The following is a 15,755-nucleotide window of genomic DNA, read 5'->3' as shown; positions in this document are numbered from 1 at the left end:
GGAGAGAGTTTATGCAGGATCTAAAAGGTTTAGTGGTGGAAAATATCCCTCTTACAAAAGAAATCTATAAGCTGCAAATTTCCGTACCGGAGGAAATCTTGCCCGAAATTATTCCGGGAAGTTTTGCCATGTTGAAAATTGAAGCTAAAGGGGTGTTTTTGCGTCGCCCCTTTAGCTTTGCCGATGTGGATTTGAAGACTGGTTTGGTTACTTTTTACATTAAATTGGTGGGCAAGGGAACAGGAGCTTTACGGGAAATACATCCCGGACAGGAAATAAGTATGCTGCTTCCTTTGGGGCGGGGTTTTACGGTAATGCCCGGTAAAAGCCTGCTGGTTGCCGGGGGCATAGGGATTGCTCCGTTAAACTTTTTAGCCAGGGAAATTATTAAAAAAGGTGGAGAAATAAGTATTATTTACGGTGTTAAAAACGAAGCAATGTTTATTCCGGAAATTACCAAAAATTTTAAGAATATTGAGGTATACTCGGAAATTCCCGGACCGGGAAAAAAAGGTTTAGTATTGGACGGGCTTAAAGCCAAAGATATTAATAGTTATGACCAGATTTACCTTTGCGGTCCTAATGTCATGTTACAAGCAGCAAAGCCGTATTTGCAAAACTTTTCAGGGTTAGTAGAAGTTTCGCTGGAAAGCTATATGGCGTGTGGCTTTGGAGCTTGTCTTGGATGTGTTGTTAAAGTTTTCTCCAACAATGAAATTGAATATAAAAAAGTATGTAAAGACGGTCCTGTATTTAACTTTAAGGAAGTGGTTTTATGAACTTAGAAGTTAAAATTGACGAGCTTACTTTAAAAAATCCGGTGATGCCAGCCTCGGGGACCTTTGGTTTTGGCTTAGAATTTAAAGATATTTTTGACTTAAAAAACTTAGGAGCGTTAGTGGTAAAAACTATTACCAAAAATCCCCGGTTGGGCAACAGACCGCCGCGGGTTTATGAAGTATCCTGCGGAATGATTAATTCGATTGGACTGGCTAATCCCGGGTGGGATTATTTTCGGGAAAAAATCTTGCCGCAAATAAAGGACTTAAATGATATTTTAATTTTAAATATTGCCGGGGAGAGTGTTGAAGAGTTTGAATATTTAGCTCGGGAAGCTCAAAGGTTTGACGAAATAAAAGCGTTAGAATTAAATGTGTCCTGTCCCAATGTCAGTAAGGGTGGCATTGCTTTTGGGACCGATTTGGAAGCTTTAAAACAAATTGTGTCTTCCGTTAGAAAAATATACAGCAAAACTTTAATAGTAAAACTAACTCCCAATGTTACAGATATAACCGTTTACGCTAAAGCTGCGGAAAATGCAGGAGCTGATGCTTTAACCCTGATTAATACTTTTTCCGGTATGGTAATTGATGTTAAAAGCAAAAAACCAGTTTTGGGGAATAAACACGGGGGGGTTTCGGGCCCTGCTATTCGTCCTATGGCGGTGAAGATGGTATATGATTGTTTTAAAGCGGTTTCCATTCCCCTTATCGGGGTGGGAGGAATAGACAGCAAAGAGGCTGCCCTGGAATTTTTCCTGGCCGGAGCGACGGCTATTCAGGTCGGCAGCCAAAATTTTGTCGAGCCGGGGTTTATGCCGCGGCTTATAAGGGAACTGGGAGAGTATTTACGGGAGGAAAATATTGAAGGTATTGCTAAGTTAACTGGACTTGCGCATCGGAGGGAAGAAAATGTCTGAAAAACTAATTGTGGCGTTAGATGTTCCGGATAAGGAAAAAGCAATGGATATAGTTGAAGAGTTAAAGGATGTGGTTTCCTTTTTTAAGGTTGGGATGGAGTTATTTTACCGGGAGGGGCCTAAATTAATATCTGACCTAAAAAATTTGGGGCTGAAAGTATTTTTGGATTTAAAACTTCATGACATTCCCAATACCGTAGGAAGAGCGTTAAAAAACTTAATAGACTTGGAAATTGATATGGTTAACATCCATGCTCTGGGTGGAAAAGAAATGTTAAGAGCAGCATATCTGGTAAAGGATGAGGCATTAAAAAGAAAAGGCAAAGCCCCAATAATTCTTGGGGTAACGGTTCTTACCAGCATGGACCAGGAAACGTTGGAGCAAATTGGCTTTAAAATCGAACTTACCCAATTGGTAGCAATTTTAGCTAAAGAAACTAAAGAAGCAGGTTTAGACGGAGTAGTTGCGTCGGCGCAGGAGGTTTCTTTAATAAAAAAAATTTGCGGTCCGGAATTTATCACCGTGACCCCTGGAATTCGCCGGTTTGAAGATGCTAATTTTGACCAGAAGCGAGTATTAACGCCGAAAAAAGCTCTGGAACTGGGGGCAGATTACTTGGTGGTGGGAAGGCCAATTACTGCTGCGTCTAACCGAAAATTGGCTGCCCAAAAATATTTGGAAGAGATGGAAGGTGTTTGGCATGGATCTTTATAAGTTATTTTTAGAAAAGAAAGCGCTTTTAGAAGGGCATTTTAAATTGTCATCAGGATTGCACAGCAATAAATACTTCCAGTGTGCATTATTAACTGCCGAGCCGGAAATTGCTGAGATGCTATGTGAAACCCTTGCTCAAAAGCTTAGAGCTGATAAAATAGAAGCTAATCTTGTAATCGGCCCGGCAATTGGGGGCATTATTTTAGCTTACGAAATGGCCAGAGCGTTAAAAGTAAAAGCTTTTTTTGCCGAAAGGGAAGAGGGCCAAATGCGGCTTCGGCGAGGTTTTACGTTAAAACCTGATGACAAAGTTTTAGTCGTTGAAGATGTGGTTACTACCGGCGGATCCACCAGGGAAGTAATGGATTTAGTGCAGAGCATGGGTGGTGAAGTGGTAGCGGTAGCTTCCCTGGTAGACCGCAGCGGCGGCAAGGTAGATTTTGGCGTTCCTTTTTACCCGTTATTAAAAGTAAATGTAGAAACTTATTCGCCGGAAAACTGCCCTCTTTGTGCTGAGGGAATTCCCGTGGTTAAGCCTGGAAGTCGCAAATGAAGTAGTGATAGATCCGGGTCAACGTAAATTGTTTTTTCCTGACGGTATGTTACAAATCCCGGTTTTGCTCCGGCTGGTTTTTGGACATGTTTACGCAAAGTATAATCTACCGGAATTTTTTTGCCGTAGCGAGCGCGGCTAAAAGTGGCTGCGATTATGGCAGCTTCCAGCAACGACTGGTGATCCGGCTCGCCAGCAGTTTTTAATATAACATGCGCTCCCGGAATATTTTTAGCATGAAGCCAAATATCGTTCTCTTTGGCTATTTTAAAAGTTAAATAATCGTTTTGCCGGTTACTTTTTCCTACATAAACTTTTAAACCCGTTGAGGTAGTAAAGGTTAAAATGTCCAGCTTATTATTTTTGGTTTTTTTTACTTTAACATTTTCATCCAAACCGAGCTCTTGCTTGATGTCTTCTAATACTTCTAAGTTTTGGGCATCATCGATTTGAAATTGAATAGTTTTATAGTAATTTAATTCTTCCTGGGCGAGGTTTAATTGATTTTGGGCTGAGATGAGCCCGTTTTTTGCTTTATGGTACTTTTTGTAATACATTTCAGCATTTTCCACGGGAGATTTTCCTGGATCTAATAGAATTTCAACTTCCTGACCGTCCCAGTTTGTAAGTTTGACTTTTGAACTTCCTTTAACAACCTGCTGTTTGTATGTTAGTAATAAATCACCAAAATTCTTAAACTGTTCGGCTTTTCTGTATTCTTTTAACTTGGCATTTAATTCATTAATGCGTTCCTGGAGGTTTTTGATTTTTTTAGAAACTTTGGCACTCAGGGAATTTTTCAGGCTTTCTATTTCTCGTAGTTCACGGAAATATAAATAATATTCTTCACATACTTCGTTGGCTGTTCCGGGTTTTTTTTCTAAGTTTTCTAAGGAAGCAAACTCAAAGGGAGCCGGATAATATGGGGTTCCCTCTTTGTAGTATAAAACAGGCTTTAATTCTTTTTTTGTTAATGATACCAGAGTAAAATATAAATCTTCAATTTGTTTTGTGCTTAATTCTCTTCCAAGGGTGTTAATATTTAGGTTGATAAGGTAAAGGATTTCGTTTAACAATAAGCTACCAAGGCCAACAATATTTTTTTTGAAAATTTCTCCTAAGGTTAAATTTGGGTTTTGCAGAAAAAGTGTTTTGAATTTTTCGAGTGATAATTGATGAATAAGCAAAGTATCGGGTTGTGGAGGGGGGATATAGGGTTTACCGGGCAAAACTTCCCGATATCGGCTTTGATTTTCACCGTATCGTTTTATTCCGTCAATAATTATAAAATCTTGGTTTACCAGTAAAATATTACTGTGTTTGCCCATGATTTCAACAAATAAATATACTTTATCATTGGTTTTGGGATCGAAAAATTCCAAACAAACATTCCGCTCCCAGGATTCAAGACTAATGTTAGAAAGCCTTTTTCCTAAAAGAAAGTTTTGACAACTACTCAAAAAGGGAGTAGTAAATTTAGACGAAAATGAAAAAGAGTTGGTTAAGAAAATTGCAGCTAAATTATTATCAGCGGAAAGATACAAAAATTTTTCTTTGTCTTTCGGATGAAAGAAATTTATTAAAATTGAAAGATTGTCGGTGGGTAATATCCTGTCCACACGATGACCAATTATTTTTTGTGTTAATTCTTCAGTTACTGCTTTTACTAAAAGATAGTTCATGGCAATACCTCCCCTCCTATCGTAACGATATTTTTTTTCCTTGGCAAGTATACAGTTTTTCTTGAAATAGTGAGGTTGACGAATAAATACAAAAAAATTTATTATAAAAAAAATGGATTTTTTAGAGGCAACAACAGTTACGCTAAACAATACAAAAAAATATACAGATTAAAGTAATTGTACAAAATCGTAAGGTTGTGAAAACTTTGAAACAAATCATTACGATTCAGGCAAGGTTATTCCCAAAGAAAGAAGAAAAAGAATGTTTAGACAACCTGATGCGAAAATGGAACTCCTGCAAGAGATGTGCTTATAACCGTCTGCTTGAAGGAAAAACCCGAAAAGAACTCAAGAAAGAACTGCAACAAATGTTTAACCTATGGCTGAAAGCTACGGTAAGTTCCATAGCTTGGTGATGGGACTATGGGAGTGCCTGAATACCGCCTGCTGGGAGTTGGCATTCTCTGAAAGGGCGGATTACAAATAGCCCAGCCTCAAACTGTACAGTTTTGTACAGTTTGGGATACCAGGTTTACAATGGAGTTTTTAAAAATGCACGGTTTAGGTAATGATTTTGTAGTTGTAGATGAAATAAAAAACCAGAACTTAGTAAATAAAAATCTTTCCGACTTAGCTAAAAAAATTTGTGATCGACGATTTGGTATTGGAGCGGACGGTTTAGTTTTGTTACTTCCGTCCGAGAAAGCGGATTTTAAGATGAGGATAATTAACTCCGACGGTAGCGAAGCGGAAATGTGCGGAAATGCGATTCGGTGTGTGGCTCGCTATTATGTTGAAAAATATAATCCGGCCAAGAAGCAATTAGAGGTGGAAACTTTGGCTGGTATTATTAAACCAGAAGTATTAGAGAACAATATGGTACGGGTTGATATGGGCCGGCCAATATTAAAACCGCAGGAGATTCCCGTAGCGGTGGAGGAAGAACCGGTTAATATTCCCCTTGAAGTATCAGGTCAAAAATTCTTTTTCACAGCGGTATCTATGGGTAACCCCCATGCGGTAATCTTTGTTGATTCTTTAGCTAAAATTGAATTAGAAAAATATGGTCCTTTAATTGAAACCCATCCGCTATTTCCTCGGAAAACAAATGTAGAATTCGTAGAAATTTTAAGTCCGAAAAAAGTAAAAGTGTTGGTTTGGGAAAGAGGGGCCGGTGCAACCCTTGCCTGCGGTACCGGTGCTTCGGCGGTGGTGGTGGCCGGACGTATTCTTGGCCATTTGCAGGAAGATGTTGAAGTTGTTTTACCAGGTGGAAGCTTGTATATTACTTGGAAGTTCGGGGAAAGTGTTTATATGACCGGTCCTGCGGAGATAGTATTTAAAGGAGAATATATATTAATTTAATAAACATCAAAAATGGGAAAGGGGATGGCTAATGTTAGAAGCTACAAGGGTTAGAAATTTACCTCCATATTTGTTTGCGCGGATTGAAAGATTAATTGCTGAAAAAAAAGAGGCGGGGGTTGATGTAATAAGCCTTGGGATTGGTGATCCGGATACCCCTACTCCAAAGCACATTATTGAGGAGCTTTACCTGGCAGCCCAGAATCCAGAAAACCATCAATATCCTTCATCAGTTGGAATGCTTTCTTACCGGCAAGCGGTTGCTGCCTGGTATGCACGGAGATTTGGGGTTCAATTAGACCCAAAGACAGAAGTAGTTTCCCTCCTGGGGTCAAAAGAAGGAATAGCGCACATTTCCTGGTGTTATGTTGATCCCGGAGATTTAGTTCTGGTTCCGGACCCGGGATACCCGGTGTATGAGGGTGGTACGATATTAGCTGGTGGTGCTGCATATAAAATGCCCTTAAAGCCTGAAAATGGGTTTTTACCGGACCTTGACAGTATTCCCGAAGAGGTTGCCCGGAAGGCTAAATTGATGTTTATCAATTACCCCAACAATCCTACCGGTGCAGTAGCTGACCTGGGATTTTTTGAAAAAGTGGTTCATTTTGCCAAAAAATATGAAATTTTGGTCTGTCATGATGCTGCTTATTCAGAAATTACCTTTGATGGGTATATTGCTCCGAGCTTTTTAGAAGTAAAGGGAGCAAAGGATGTTGGTATAGAGTTTCATTCTTTATCGAAGACTTACAACATGACCGGTTGGCGGATTGGCTGGGCTGTAGGAAATGCAAAAGCAATAGATGCTTTGGGACGATTAAAGTCAAATATTGATTCCGGAGTATTTCAAGCTATCCAGTATGCGGGAATCAAAGCTTTAGAAGGGCCGCAGGATGTGGTAAAGGAATTATGTGACCTTTATGCCCAAAGACGAGATTTGGTAATTGAAACTTTAAATAAATTAGGGTGGAATTTAAGTAAACCCAAAGGGACTTTTTATATTTGGGCTCCGGTTCCCAAAGGATTTACATCGGCGAGTTTTGCGGAATATTTGATTGAAAAAGCTGGGGTTGTCATAACTCCAGGAAATGGCTATGGAACAAACGGTGAAGGTTATTTCCGAATTTCTTTAACTATACCAACTTCCAGATTAAAAGAAGCTTTGCAAAGAATTGAGCAACACCTGGGGAAGGTTGAGTTTTAACAATGCGTCCATCCCTCGATTTTGAGGGATTGGACTTTTTTCATGAAATTGACTTGGGGGGAAGAAATGTGTTTTCAGAACGGGCTTTACAAATTGGTGAATCGCCTACTTTAGCCATTGATAAAAAAGCGAAAGAATTAATTAACCAGGGGAAAAAGGTTATAAATTTCGGGGTGGGTGAGCCGGATTTTGATACACCCGAATACATTAAAGAGGCAGCAATTAATGCTTTACGGCTGGGGAAAACAAAATACACGCCGGTCGGTGGCATTCCGGAATTAAGAAAAAAAATAGCCGAATATTTAACCCAAAGAACCGGTGTAAATTATGAAGACCAGGAAGTAGTGGTTACCTGTGGTGCAAAGCACGGATTGTATAATATTTTTCAAGTAATTTTAAATCCTGGTGATGAAGTTATTATTCCGGTCCCTTACTGGGTAAGCTATGTAGAGCAGGTCAAACTGGCCGGTGGAGTACCAATTTTGGTACCTACCGAGGAAAATTTTAAGCTGGCACCGGATAAACTAATAAATTACCTTAACAAGCGGACTAAAGCAATAATTATTAATTCTCCTTCTAATCCTACGGGGGTAGTATACAGTTTTGATGAACTTAAAAGCCTCGGACGGTTGCTAAAAGACAGAGAAATTTTGATTATTGCTGATGAAATTTACGAACGGATATATTTTTCCGAAAAGCCAATTAGTTTTGTAGCTGCCAACCCCGAACTGAAGGAAAAAACTTTCATTGTCAACGGTTTTTCGAAAAGCCACAGTATGACCGGGTGGCGCTTAGGGTATGTGGCTGCATCTAGACAGTACGCCGCCAAACTTATTGATCTCCAAAGCCACCAGACTTCAAATCCAACTTCCTTTGCTCAATGGGGGGCTTTAGCTGCTTTAACCATTGAAGATAATAGCGTTGAAAAGATGGTGCAGGAATTTAAAAAACGCAGGGATTTTGTGGTAAGTAGACTTCAGGAATTAAAGTTAAAGGTAATTGAACCTGCAGGAGCTTTTTATGTTTTTCCGCGGATTGATACCTGTTTTGGGAAAAAACATTCAGGGAAAATAATAAATACCAGTACCGATTTTGCGGAAATTATGTTAGAGTACTACTTAGTAGCAATGGTTCCTGGAATTGCTTTTGGAGATGATCGCTTTATTCGCCTATCGTACGCTTTGAGCTTAGCTGATTTAAAAGAGGGCTTAAATCGTTTAGAGACCTTTTTAAAAAATTTGGAGTAGGGGTTGTAGAAAAATGCACAGTATGACCGGATATGGACGGGCTGAAAGCCTTTCAGAGTTCGGAAGAATTTTAATTGAGCTAAAAGGAGTAAATCATAAATATCTGGAAATAAATGTTAAACTACCCCGCCGTTATTTTTTTCTCGAAGAAAAGATAAAAAAAGTTGTGCAAAGTAAGGTTCATCGGGGTAAGATTGACCTTTACGTTACCGTAGAGGAAGCATTAAGCAAAAATGTTAAAATTGATGAAAATTTAGTCTATGAATATTACAAAGAATTGCAAAAAATAGGTGAAACTCTGGGGATTAAGGCGGATATTGAGATTGAAGACCTTTTACTGCTACCGGATATTTTTAAAATAGCCGAACCGCAATTTGATGAAGAGCAGCTCTGGAATTACTTTTTAGTTCCTTTAAATGAAGCTCTGGGGAAATTTATTGCTATGCGCTGGGATGAAGGCAAGCGTCTGCAAGATGATATTAGCCAGAAAGTAACCGTGATTAAAAACCTGGTAACGGAAATAGAAAGTCGGGCGCCGGAAATTCCAAAAGAATACCGGGAAAAACTTTTAAACCGTTTAAAAGATTTGGGAAATTTAGGTATACCCGAGGAAAGGATCTTGCAGGAAGTACTTTTATATGCCGATAAAGTAAGTATTGATGAAGAGATTACCAGGTTAAAAAGCCATATTGCTGCTTTTTTAGAGGTTATCCATGATTCTGGACCTATCGGTAAAAAGTTAGATTTTATTGTGCAGGAGATGTTTAGAGAAACAAATACTATTGGTGCGAAAGCCAATGACCTTTTTATTTCTACAAAAGTGGTAAATTTAAAAAGTGAACTTGAAAAAATCAGAGAACAAGTTCAAAATATAGAGTAAAGGAGGGAATTTGGTGGAAATAAAGTTTATTAACATTGGGTTTGGTAATATTGTTTCGGCGAATCGCATTATTTCTATTGTCAGCCCGGAATCCGCTCCAATTAAAAGGATTATTTCCGAGGCAAGGGATAAAGGAATGTTAATAGATGCTACATATGGTAGAAGAACCCGGGCGGTGATAATTATGGATAGTGAACATGTTATCTTATCCGCGGTTCAGCCGGAAACGGTTGCTCATCGCCTTAATACGAAAGAAAACCAAGAGGAAAATTTTTAAAAGAGAAGGAGAAGTTATGCATAAAGGAATGCTGGTGGTCGTTTCGGGACCTTCGGGGGCAGGGAAAGGTACCATTTGCCAGGAAATTCGGAAAAGAAATCCAAACCTCTTTTATTCTATTTCGGCAACAACCCGTGAAAAAAGAGTCGGAGAAATTGACGGGGTCCATTATTATTTTATAGATCGACAACAATTTGAAAAAATGATTGCCAACGATGAATTTCTCGAGTGGGCCGATGTTTATGGAAATTATTATGGAACACCGAAAAAGCCTGTATTTGAAGCTTTGGCGCGGGGACAAGATGTCATCTTAGAAATCGATATAAAAGGAGCCCGGCAAGTAAAGAAAACTTACCCGGAGGGAGTTTTTGTTTTTATTTTACCACCTTCCATTTCTATACTGGAGGAAAGGTTACGGAAAAGAGGTACCGAAAGAGAGGAAATTATTGTTAAAAGAATGCAAATGGCCTGGGAGGAAATTGCTAACTGTGACTGGTATGATTACTTAATATTAAATGATGATCTTGAAACAGCGGTGAACGATTTAGAAGCGGTATTAACTGCGGAAAAATTAAAACCCAAAAGAGTAAATTACCGGGTTTTACTTGAAGGAGGTGTTTTAATAAGATGAACCAGCCGTCTTTAGATATTTTAATGCAAAAAGCGGATAGCCGGTATACGTTGGTGGTTGCAACAGCCAAAAGGGCCAGGCAAATTACCGCTGGAGAACCAAGTAAATTAAAACATATTTCCAATAAACCGGTGACTATTGCTTTACACGAAATCGGCAACGATTTAATCACCTACCAGCGGCTTAAATCGCCCCAAAATAAGTAAGGAGGCCATTTTGGTGTCAAAGGGAAAAATAATCCTGGGAATTTCCGGCGGAATTGCAGCCTACAAAACAGTGGAATTGGCCCGGGAGTTAACCAAAAAAGGGTACCAGGTTTTTCCCGTATTAACTTCCGGGGCGGAAAACTTTGTTTCTTCCCTATCACTAACTACGGTTACCGGTAATAAGGTATTAAAGGAAGTTTTTACCGAAGCGGATCCTATTTTGCATATAACCCTTACCGATGAAGCGGACTTAATTTTAATTGCTCCGGCAACCGCTAACATTATTGGAAAAATAGCTCATGGTATTGCCGATGATTTGCTTACTACCATTGTTGCCGCTAAAAACTGTCCTGTTTTAATTTGCCCGGCAATGAATACCCGTATGTATCAAAACAGCATTGTACAGGAAAACCTTAAACGATTAGTTGCTCATGGTTTTAATATTTTAGAACCAGATTCCGGCAGTCTTGCCTGCGGTCATGTGGGACCTGGTCGGCTTCCCGATATTCCGGAAATTGTAGCTGAGGTTGAAAAGTTATTACAGGAGAAAATATTAAAAGGGATAAAAGTTCTAGTAACGGCAGGACCTACCCGGGAGTATATTGATCCGGTCAGGTTTATTACTAATAAAAGTTCCGGGAAAATGGGGTTTGCTTTGGCGGAAGCTTTTAGAAATTTGGGGGCTGAGGTATATTTAGTTTCTGGTCCGGTAAGTTTAACCCCGCCTCCGGGTGTTAACTTCATCTCCGTTGAAACTACCGAGGAAATGGCCCAAAAAATTGATGAGTTGTTTGAAAAGGTCCAGATTGTAGTTAAAGCGGCTGCGGTAGCCGATTTTACGCCTAAAGAAAAATTTCAACAAAAACTGCCGAAAAAAAATTCCCTTACCGTTGATTTAATTAAAACCAAAGATATTTTAAAAAGCTTGGGGGAGCGAAAGGTAGAACAGTTTCTGGTTGGTTTTGCTGCCCAAACCCATGATCTGGAAAATTATGCAGCTAAAAAACTTTTAGAAAAAAATCTTGATATGATTGTAGCTAATGATGTTTCCAGACCGGATATAGGATTTGAATCGGAAGAAAATGAAGTAGAAGTTTTCACCAAGGATGGTGAAAAAATCTTTATTCCCCGGGCGACCAAGAAAGTTGTTGCCCAAAAACTTGCCCGGTTAATAGGGGAAAAGTACTTAAATAAACAAAACGAAAAAGGTTAGGCCTTTTTCGTTTTTAATTATTTTAAGGGGGCAGTGTATGACTGTTTATGCCCAGGTTGCTTTACTAAGGCCGTCGAGACATTTAGATCGCTTATATACTTATAAATTACCTTTTTCGGATTTAAAAGAAGTTTCAATTGGGGCCAAAGTCAGGTTTAATTTTAATAATCGACTGGAAGAAGGTTTTATCTTTTCTCTTGACGAGGAAAGGAATTTTTCTGGAGAAATAAAACCTATTTTAGAAGTTTTACCCGAGGAACTTTGGTTAACTCCTGAATTGGTGGAAATGATTAAATGGATTTCCGAGTATTATCTTTGTTCAATTACTGAAGCGTTAACTTTAATATCTTATCCGGAGAAAATATATCAGGATGTGGAAGTATTTTGTACGGTTGTTGATGAAAAAAAACTTAATGAAAAGATAAAAAAAAGCAAAAGATTGCAAAACGACCTGTCGGTAATAAACTTACTGAAAAATAAAAGAGGAGTAGTTAGAACTACTGCTACTATTAAAAAATTAATTGAACAGGGAATGCTTCAGATTAGCGAGAAACCACTGCCTAATTTACCATCGATTGAACTTTCCGAGAGTCAAAAGCAGGTATATCAGCAAATAAAACGGGATATGCTAAAAAATTTTGTAGGATTATTACACGGCATTACCGGTAGCGGTAAAACGGAAATTTACTTAAAATTAGCGGGAGACTTTTTAAACCGGGGTAAACAGGTTCTGTTTCTTTTGCCTGAAATAGGTATTACTACGCAGATGGTTGACCGGGTGAAAAAGTACTTTCCAGATAATACACTGGTTTTTCATAGTCGCTTGAGCGCCCGGGAAAAGTTCACGGTTTGGCGGCAAGTTAAGAAGGGTAGTCCGGTTTTAGTATTGGGAACCAGGTCTGCGGCTTTTTTACCCTTACAAAATTTAGGGTTAATTATTCTCGATGAAGAACATGAGCTCAGTTATAAACAGGAAGAAACGCCAAAATATCATGTACGCGAAGTAGTTTACTGGCGGGCTAAACGCCTGGGTATTCCCCTTTTGTTAGGTACCGCTACTCCTTCCATGGAAACGTATGCTGCGGTAATTTCGGGCTTAATAAAATATTATTATTTGGGTAAGCGGTATCAAAATCGACCTTATCCCCAAGTTATGATTGTTGACATGTTTAAGGAAGCTAAAGAAGGAAATACCGGGATAATTAGCAGAATACTTCAACATAAAATTTACGAGCGGCTCCAAAAGGGAGAACAGGTTTTTTTGTTTTTAAATCGCCGGGGTTTTGCTCCTGTGATTATGTGTCGAAAATGCGGTTATTTTTACCGCTGTCCTGATTGTGATGTTTCCATGACCTATCACAAAGAAGAAAGAAATTTTCAATGTCATTACTGTGGTAAAAAAATTGCTTTTACTAGCAAGTGTCCGGCTTGCCAGGAGTTATCTCTTGATTTATATGGTTATGGGACTCAGAGGGTTGAAGAGGAACTTAAAAAGTTATTTCCCGCAAAAATTTTTCGGGTTGACTACGATACCATGAGGAGTAAAAATAGCTATGATAAAATATTAGAGGCGATTAAAAATAAGGAAGCAGATATTATTATTGGAACGCAAATGTTGGCTAAAGGGTTTGATTTTCCGGATTTAACGTTAGTTGGAGTATTAAATGCAGATCAAAGTTTAAATTTGCCGGATTTTCGCGCCGGGGAAAGAAGTTTTAATTTGCTTACCCAGGTTGTCGGAAGAGCCGGTAGAGGCATTGTTCCCGGGGAAGTGATAATTCAGACTTTTAATCCGGAAAATTATATTATTCAAGCGGTGCAAAAGGGAAATTTCCAGCAGTATGCCCTAAAGGAGCTTTCTTTGAGAAAACAGACAGGATATCCACCTTTTAGTAGAATATTTAGGCTTATTATAGCTGGCGAAGACGAACAGCAGGTTGTTGAGGGGGCAAACATTTTAGTGAATTTATTAAAAAATGCCAGCAAGTTTAGCTCGGAGATTGAAATTATTGGACCGGCAGCTGCTCCCTTTTATAAGTTAAAAAGAAACTTTCGCTATCATATACTTTTAAAAACTAATAAAAGCAGTTTTGCCCGTGAAGTTTTAAAAGCAGGATTACGGGAGTTTAAAAAATGTAGTTTAAACTATAAGTTAACCTTGGTTTTAGATTTAAGTCCTCAAATCTTTCTTTAAAGGAGGAAAAAAAGTGGCCGTTTATAAAGTGGTGGAGATTGGTGATCCGGTTTTAAAAGAAATAGCCAAGCCCATAAAAGAAATAACACCCAATATAATAAAGCTTCTGGAAAATATGGCTGATACCATGTATGCGTATAACGGGGTTGGTCTGGCAGCTCCGCAAATTGGGGTAAGTAAAAGGGCGATTGTGGTGGATGTTGGGGAAGGGTTAATTGAACTAATTAATCCCGAAATTATTGAAGTTTTCGGTGAAGAAAAGGATATTGAGGGTTGCTTAAGTATTCCTGGAGTGCAGGGAGAGGTTGTGAGAGCGCAAAAGGTGACGGTAAAAGGATTAAATCGGTACGGTGAGGAAATTGTGATACCGGCGGAAGGGTTGCTGGCCAGAGCTTTTCAACATGAAATTGATCATTTAAATGGTATTTTATTTGTGGAAAAGGCGGAAAATATTGTCAGAAAGGGTCGCTAATAATATGCGTATTGTCTATATGGGTACTCCGGAATTTGCGGTAAAACCTTTAGCTAAGTTAATTTCCCACCATGAAGTGACTTTGGTGGTAACTAAACCCGATGCCGCTGCGGGCAGGGGTAAAAAAGTTATTTCTTCGCCGGTCAAGCTATTTGCCCAGGAAAACCATCTCAGGGTTATCACACCTTTAAAGTTTAATGAAGAGGTTTACCAGGAGATTTTAGCCGTAAAACCGGAGGTTATAGTAGTAGCTGCTTATGGAAAACTTTTACCCAGAGAGATTTTAAATATTCCTACTTATGGTTGCTTAAATATCCATGCCTCTCTTCTTCCCTTTTACCGGGGAGCTGCACCTATTGAACGCTGTCTTATGGCCGGAGAAAAGGAAACTGGAATTACGATAATGTATATGGATGAGGGGCTTGATACGGGAGATATTGCTTTACAGGAAAAGGTTGTAATTAACCAGGAAATTACCGGGGGAGAGTTAAGAGAAATTCTGGCCGAAGTTGGTGCGGATTTGATAATTGAAGCATTAAAAAGGCTTAAAGAAGGTAAGCTTCCCAGAGTCCCGCAAGATCACCGATTGGCAACCTATGCACCACCTCTTAAAAAAGAAGATGAAATTATCCACTGGGCCGATTCAGCTGAAAAAATAAGAAACCAGATAAGAGCTTTAAATCCTGTTCCTGGGGCATATACCGTTTTTCGCGGGAAAAAAATAAAAATATGGAGGGCTAAGGTGGGGGAGTTTTCTGGAAAAAAGCCGGGGGAGATAATTTTTGCTGATAGAAAAAACGGGTTTTTGGTTGCTACGGGAGAAAGGGGCTTACAAATCTTAGAACTTCAACCGGAAGGCGGTAAAAAAATGTCGTGGGAAAGTTTTTTAAATGGTTACCGACCTCTCGTGGGGGAAACCTTTGAATGATAGATTTTTACAAGCAAAAAATCTTTATAAAATCTCTTTTTAAGCGTGATGTACGAAAAGATATTCAAAAATATATTTCCATTGTGAATGATAAAACCCTGAAATATGGCCCGTTTTCTCCGGAAAAGGTGTTATTGCTTTTGCCCCATTGTTTGCAGAAAGCTGATTGTCTTTATAAAATTACATATGATGTGCAAAATTGCCGTGAATGCCTTCAGTGTCCGGTAGGGGTTTTAAAGGGTTATGCCAGGGAACGGGGATTAAAAATTGCCGTTGCTGCAGGAGGAACTGCGGCAAGGCAATTTGTCAAGAGTATGCGGCCGGAGGTTGTCTTTGCAGTGGCTTGTGAAGGGGATCTGTTTTCGGGGATGAATGATATCCCGGTTCTTTCCCTTGGACTGATTAATTTAAGACCTAAGGGACCATGTTTTGAAACATTAATTGAGTACGATAAATTTTTTTATTATTTAAACCGGTTGATTTGGTAGG

18 protein-coding genes are annotated in these 15,755 nt (G+C 39.0%); 17 read left to right on the top strand and 1 reads right to left on the bottom strand.

The annotated features are described in order from the left end of the window. The first annotated feature begins 11 nt into the window (after positions 1-11). The 4 genes from ciss_RS05060 to pyrE are packed head-to-tail and all read left to right on the top strand — an operon-like array spanning position 12 to position 2,967. Positions 12-779 (top strand): dihydroorotate dehydrogenase electron transfer subunit, encoded by a 768-nt coding sequence (locus ciss_RS05060; RefSeq protein ID WP_075865209.1) that lies wholly within the window; start codon positions 12-14, stop codon positions 777-779. Continuing rightward, a complete protein-coding gene (locus ciss_RS05055) occupies positions 776-1,699 on the top strand; it encodes a dihydroorotate dehydrogenase (RefSeq protein ID WP_075865208.1) in 924 nt (307 codons plus the stop codon). The genes ciss_RS05060 and ciss_RS05055 overlap by 4 nt, the downstream gene beginning before the upstream one ends. Next, positions 1,692-2,414, top strand: coding sequence for an orotidine-5'-phosphate decarboxylase (gene pyrF, locus ciss_RS05050; protein ID WP_075865207.1), 723 nt, complete (start codon positions 1,692-1,694; stop codon positions 2,412-2,414). The genes ciss_RS05055 and pyrF overlap by 8 nt, the downstream gene beginning before the upstream one ends. Further along, positions 2,401-2,967, top strand: a complete 567-nt coding sequence (gene pyrE, locus ciss_RS05045) for an orotate phosphoribosyltransferase (protein WP_075865206.1) — start codon at positions 2,401-2,403, stop codon at positions 2,965-2,967. The genes pyrF and pyrE overlap by 14 nt, the downstream gene beginning before the upstream one ends. On the opposite strand, the gene ciss_RS05040 is transcribed toward pyrE, so the two are convergent. Continuing rightward, a complete protein-coding gene (locus ciss_RS05040; RefSeq protein WP_075865205.1) occupies positions 2,898-4,649 on the bottom strand; it encodes an Rqc2 family fibronectin-binding protein in 1,752 nt (583 codons plus the stop codon). The genes pyrE and ciss_RS05040 overlap by 70 nt on opposite strands. A gap of 206 nt (positions 4,650-4,855) precedes the next feature. Between ciss_RS05040 and ciss_RS05035 the strand changes: the two genes are divergently transcribed. The 13 genes from ciss_RS05035 to ciss_RS04975 all read left to right on the top strand — a co-directional run bounded on the left by ciss_RS05035 (position 4,856) and on the right by ciss_RS04975 (position 15,754). Then, positions 4,856-5,065: an SSO2105 N-terminal domain-containing protein gene (locus ciss_RS05035; RefSeq protein WP_235837247.1), complete on the top strand. Its 210-nt coding sequence runs from the start codon at positions 4,856-4,858 to the stop codon at positions 5,063-5,065. 121 nt (positions 5,066-5,186) lie between these two features. After that, positions 5,187-6,014 carry a diaminopimelate epimerase gene (gene dapF / locus ciss_RS05030; protein ID WP_075865204.1) on the top strand — a complete coding sequence of 276 codons (828 nt, stop codon included), beginning with the start codon at positions 5,187-5,189 and terminating at the stop codon, positions 6,012-6,014. A gap of 31 nt (positions 6,015-6,045) precedes the next feature. Continuing rightward, entirely contained in the window at positions 6,046-7,218 is a 1,173-nt protein-coding gene (locus ciss_RS05025; RefSeq protein ID WP_075865203.1) for an LL-diaminopimelate aminotransferase, read from the top strand. A gap of 68 nt (positions 7,219-7,286) precedes the next feature. Further along, positions 7,287-8,465 carry a pyridoxal phosphate-dependent aminotransferase gene (locus ciss_RS05020; protein ID WP_075865202.1) on the top strand — a complete coding sequence of 393 codons (1,179 nt, stop codon included), beginning with the start codon at positions 7,287-7,289 and terminating at the stop codon, positions 8,463-8,465. A gap of 13 nt (positions 8,466-8,478) precedes the next feature. After that, on the top strand, positions 8,479-9,345 hold the full coding sequence (locus tag ciss_RS05015) for a YicC/YloC family endoribonuclease (RefSeq protein ID WP_075865201.1): 867 nt from the start codon (positions 8,479-8,481) through the stop codon (positions 9,343-9,345). Positions 9,346-9,358: 13 nt separating this feature from the next. Next, a complete protein-coding gene (gene remA / locus ciss_RS05010; RefSeq protein WP_075865200.1) occupies positions 9,359-9,622 on the top strand; it encodes an extracellular matrix/biofilm regulator RemA in 264 nt (87 codons plus the stop codon). 16 nt (positions 9,623-9,638) lie between these two features. Continuing rightward, entirely contained in the window at positions 9,639-10,253 is a 615-nt protein-coding gene (gene gmk / locus ciss_RS05005; protein ID WP_075865199.1) for a guanylate kinase, read from the top strand. Continuing rightward, positions 10,250-10,459, top strand: coding sequence for a DNA-directed RNA polymerase subunit omega (gene rpoZ, locus ciss_RS05000; RefSeq protein WP_075865198.1), 210 nt, complete (start codon positions 10,250-10,252; stop codon positions 10,457-10,459). Before gmk ends, rpoZ begins: the two co-directional genes overlap by 4 nt. A gap of 13 nt (positions 10,460-10,472) precedes the next feature. Further along, positions 10,473-11,672 carry a bifunctional phosphopantothenoylcysteine decarboxylase/phosphopantothenate--cysteine ligase CoaBC gene (gene coaBC / locus ciss_RS04995; protein ID WP_077177450.1) on the top strand — a complete coding sequence of 400 codons (1,200 nt, stop codon included), beginning with the start codon at positions 10,473-10,475 and terminating at the stop codon, positions 11,670-11,672. Between the two features lie 37 nt (positions 11,673-11,709). Continuing rightward, entirely contained in the window at positions 11,710-13,866 is a 2,157-nt protein-coding gene (gene priA / locus ciss_RS04990; RefSeq protein ID WP_075865196.1) for a replication restart helicase PriA, read from the top strand. A 13-nt stretch (positions 13,867-13,879) separates the two neighbouring features. Then, positions 13,880-14,338, top strand: a complete 459-nt coding sequence (gene def / locus ciss_RS04985; protein WP_075865195.1) for a peptide deformylase — start codon at positions 13,880-13,882, stop codon at positions 14,336-14,338. Further along, positions 14,319-15,266 carry a methionyl-tRNA formyltransferase gene (gene fmt, locus ciss_RS04980; RefSeq protein ID WP_235837246.1) on the top strand — a complete coding sequence of 316 codons (948 nt, stop codon included), beginning with the start codon at positions 14,319-14,321 and terminating at the stop codon, positions 15,264-15,266. The genes def and fmt overlap by 20 nt, the downstream gene beginning before the upstream one ends. After that, positions 15,263-15,754, top strand: a complete 492-nt coding sequence (locus ciss_RS04975; RefSeq protein ID WP_075865193.1) for a DUF116 domain-containing protein — start codon at positions 15,263-15,265, stop codon at positions 15,752-15,754. Before fmt ends, ciss_RS04975 begins: the two co-directional genes overlap by 4 nt. The last annotated feature ends 1 nt before the right edge of the window (position 15,755 follow it).

The organism is Carboxydothermus islandicus (assembly GCF_001950325.1).
GTDB classification, from domain to species: Bacteria; Bacillota; Z-2901; order Carboxydothermales; family Carboxydothermaceae; genus Carboxydothermus; species Carboxydothermus islandicus.
The sequence above is the reverse complement of the archived record's forward strand: the minus strand, read 5'-3'. Positions and strand labels throughout refer to the sequence as shown.

Bases quoted from the DNA above. Each gene is read 5' to 3' on its own strand.
- dapF (WP_075865204.1), top strand. From the start codon at position 5,187: ATGGAGTTTTTAAAAATGCACGGTTTAGGTAATGATTTTGTAGTTGTA.
- pyrE (WP_075865206.1), top strand. From the start codon at position 2,401: ATGGATCTTTATAAGTTATTTTTAGAAAAGAAAGCGCTTTTAGAAGGG.
- ciss_RS05040 (WP_075865205.1), bottom strand. From the start codon at position 4,649: ATGAACTATCTTTTAGTAAAAGCAGTAACTGAAGAATTAACACAAAAA.
- pyrF (WP_075865207.1), top strand. From the start codon at position 1,692: ATGTCTGAAAAACTAATTGTGGCGTTAGATGTTCCGGATAAGGAAAAA.
- priA (WP_075865196.1), top strand. From the start codon at position 11,710: ATGACTGTTTATGCCCAGGTTGCTTTACTAAGGCCGTCGAGACATTTA.
- rpoZ (WP_075865198.1), top strand. From the start codon at position 10,250: ATGAACCAGCCGTCTTTAGATATTTTAATGCAAAAAGCGGATAGCCGG.
- ciss_RS05025 (WP_075865203.1), top strand. From the start codon at position 6,046: ATGTTAGAAGCTACAAGGGTTAGAAATTTACCTCCATATTTGTTTGCG.
- ciss_RS04975 (WP_075865193.1), top strand. From the start codon at position 15,263: ATGATAGATTTTTACAAGCAAAAAATCTTTATAAAATCTCTTTTTAAG.
- ciss_RS05055 (WP_075865208.1), top strand. From the start codon at position 776: ATGAACTTAGAAGTTAAAATTGACGAGCTTACTTTAAAAAATCCGGTG.
- gmk (WP_075865199.1), top strand. From the start codon at position 9,639: ATGCATAAAGGAATGCTGGTGGTCGTTTCGGGACCTTCGGGGGCAGGG.
- ciss_RS05060 (WP_075865209.1), top strand. From the start codon at position 12: ATGCAGGATCTAAAAGGTTTAGTGGTGGAAAATATCCCTCTTACAAAA.
- ciss_RS05015 (WP_075865201.1), top strand. From the start codon at position 8,479: ATGCACAGTATGACCGGATATGGACGGGCTGAAAGCCTTTCAGAGTTC.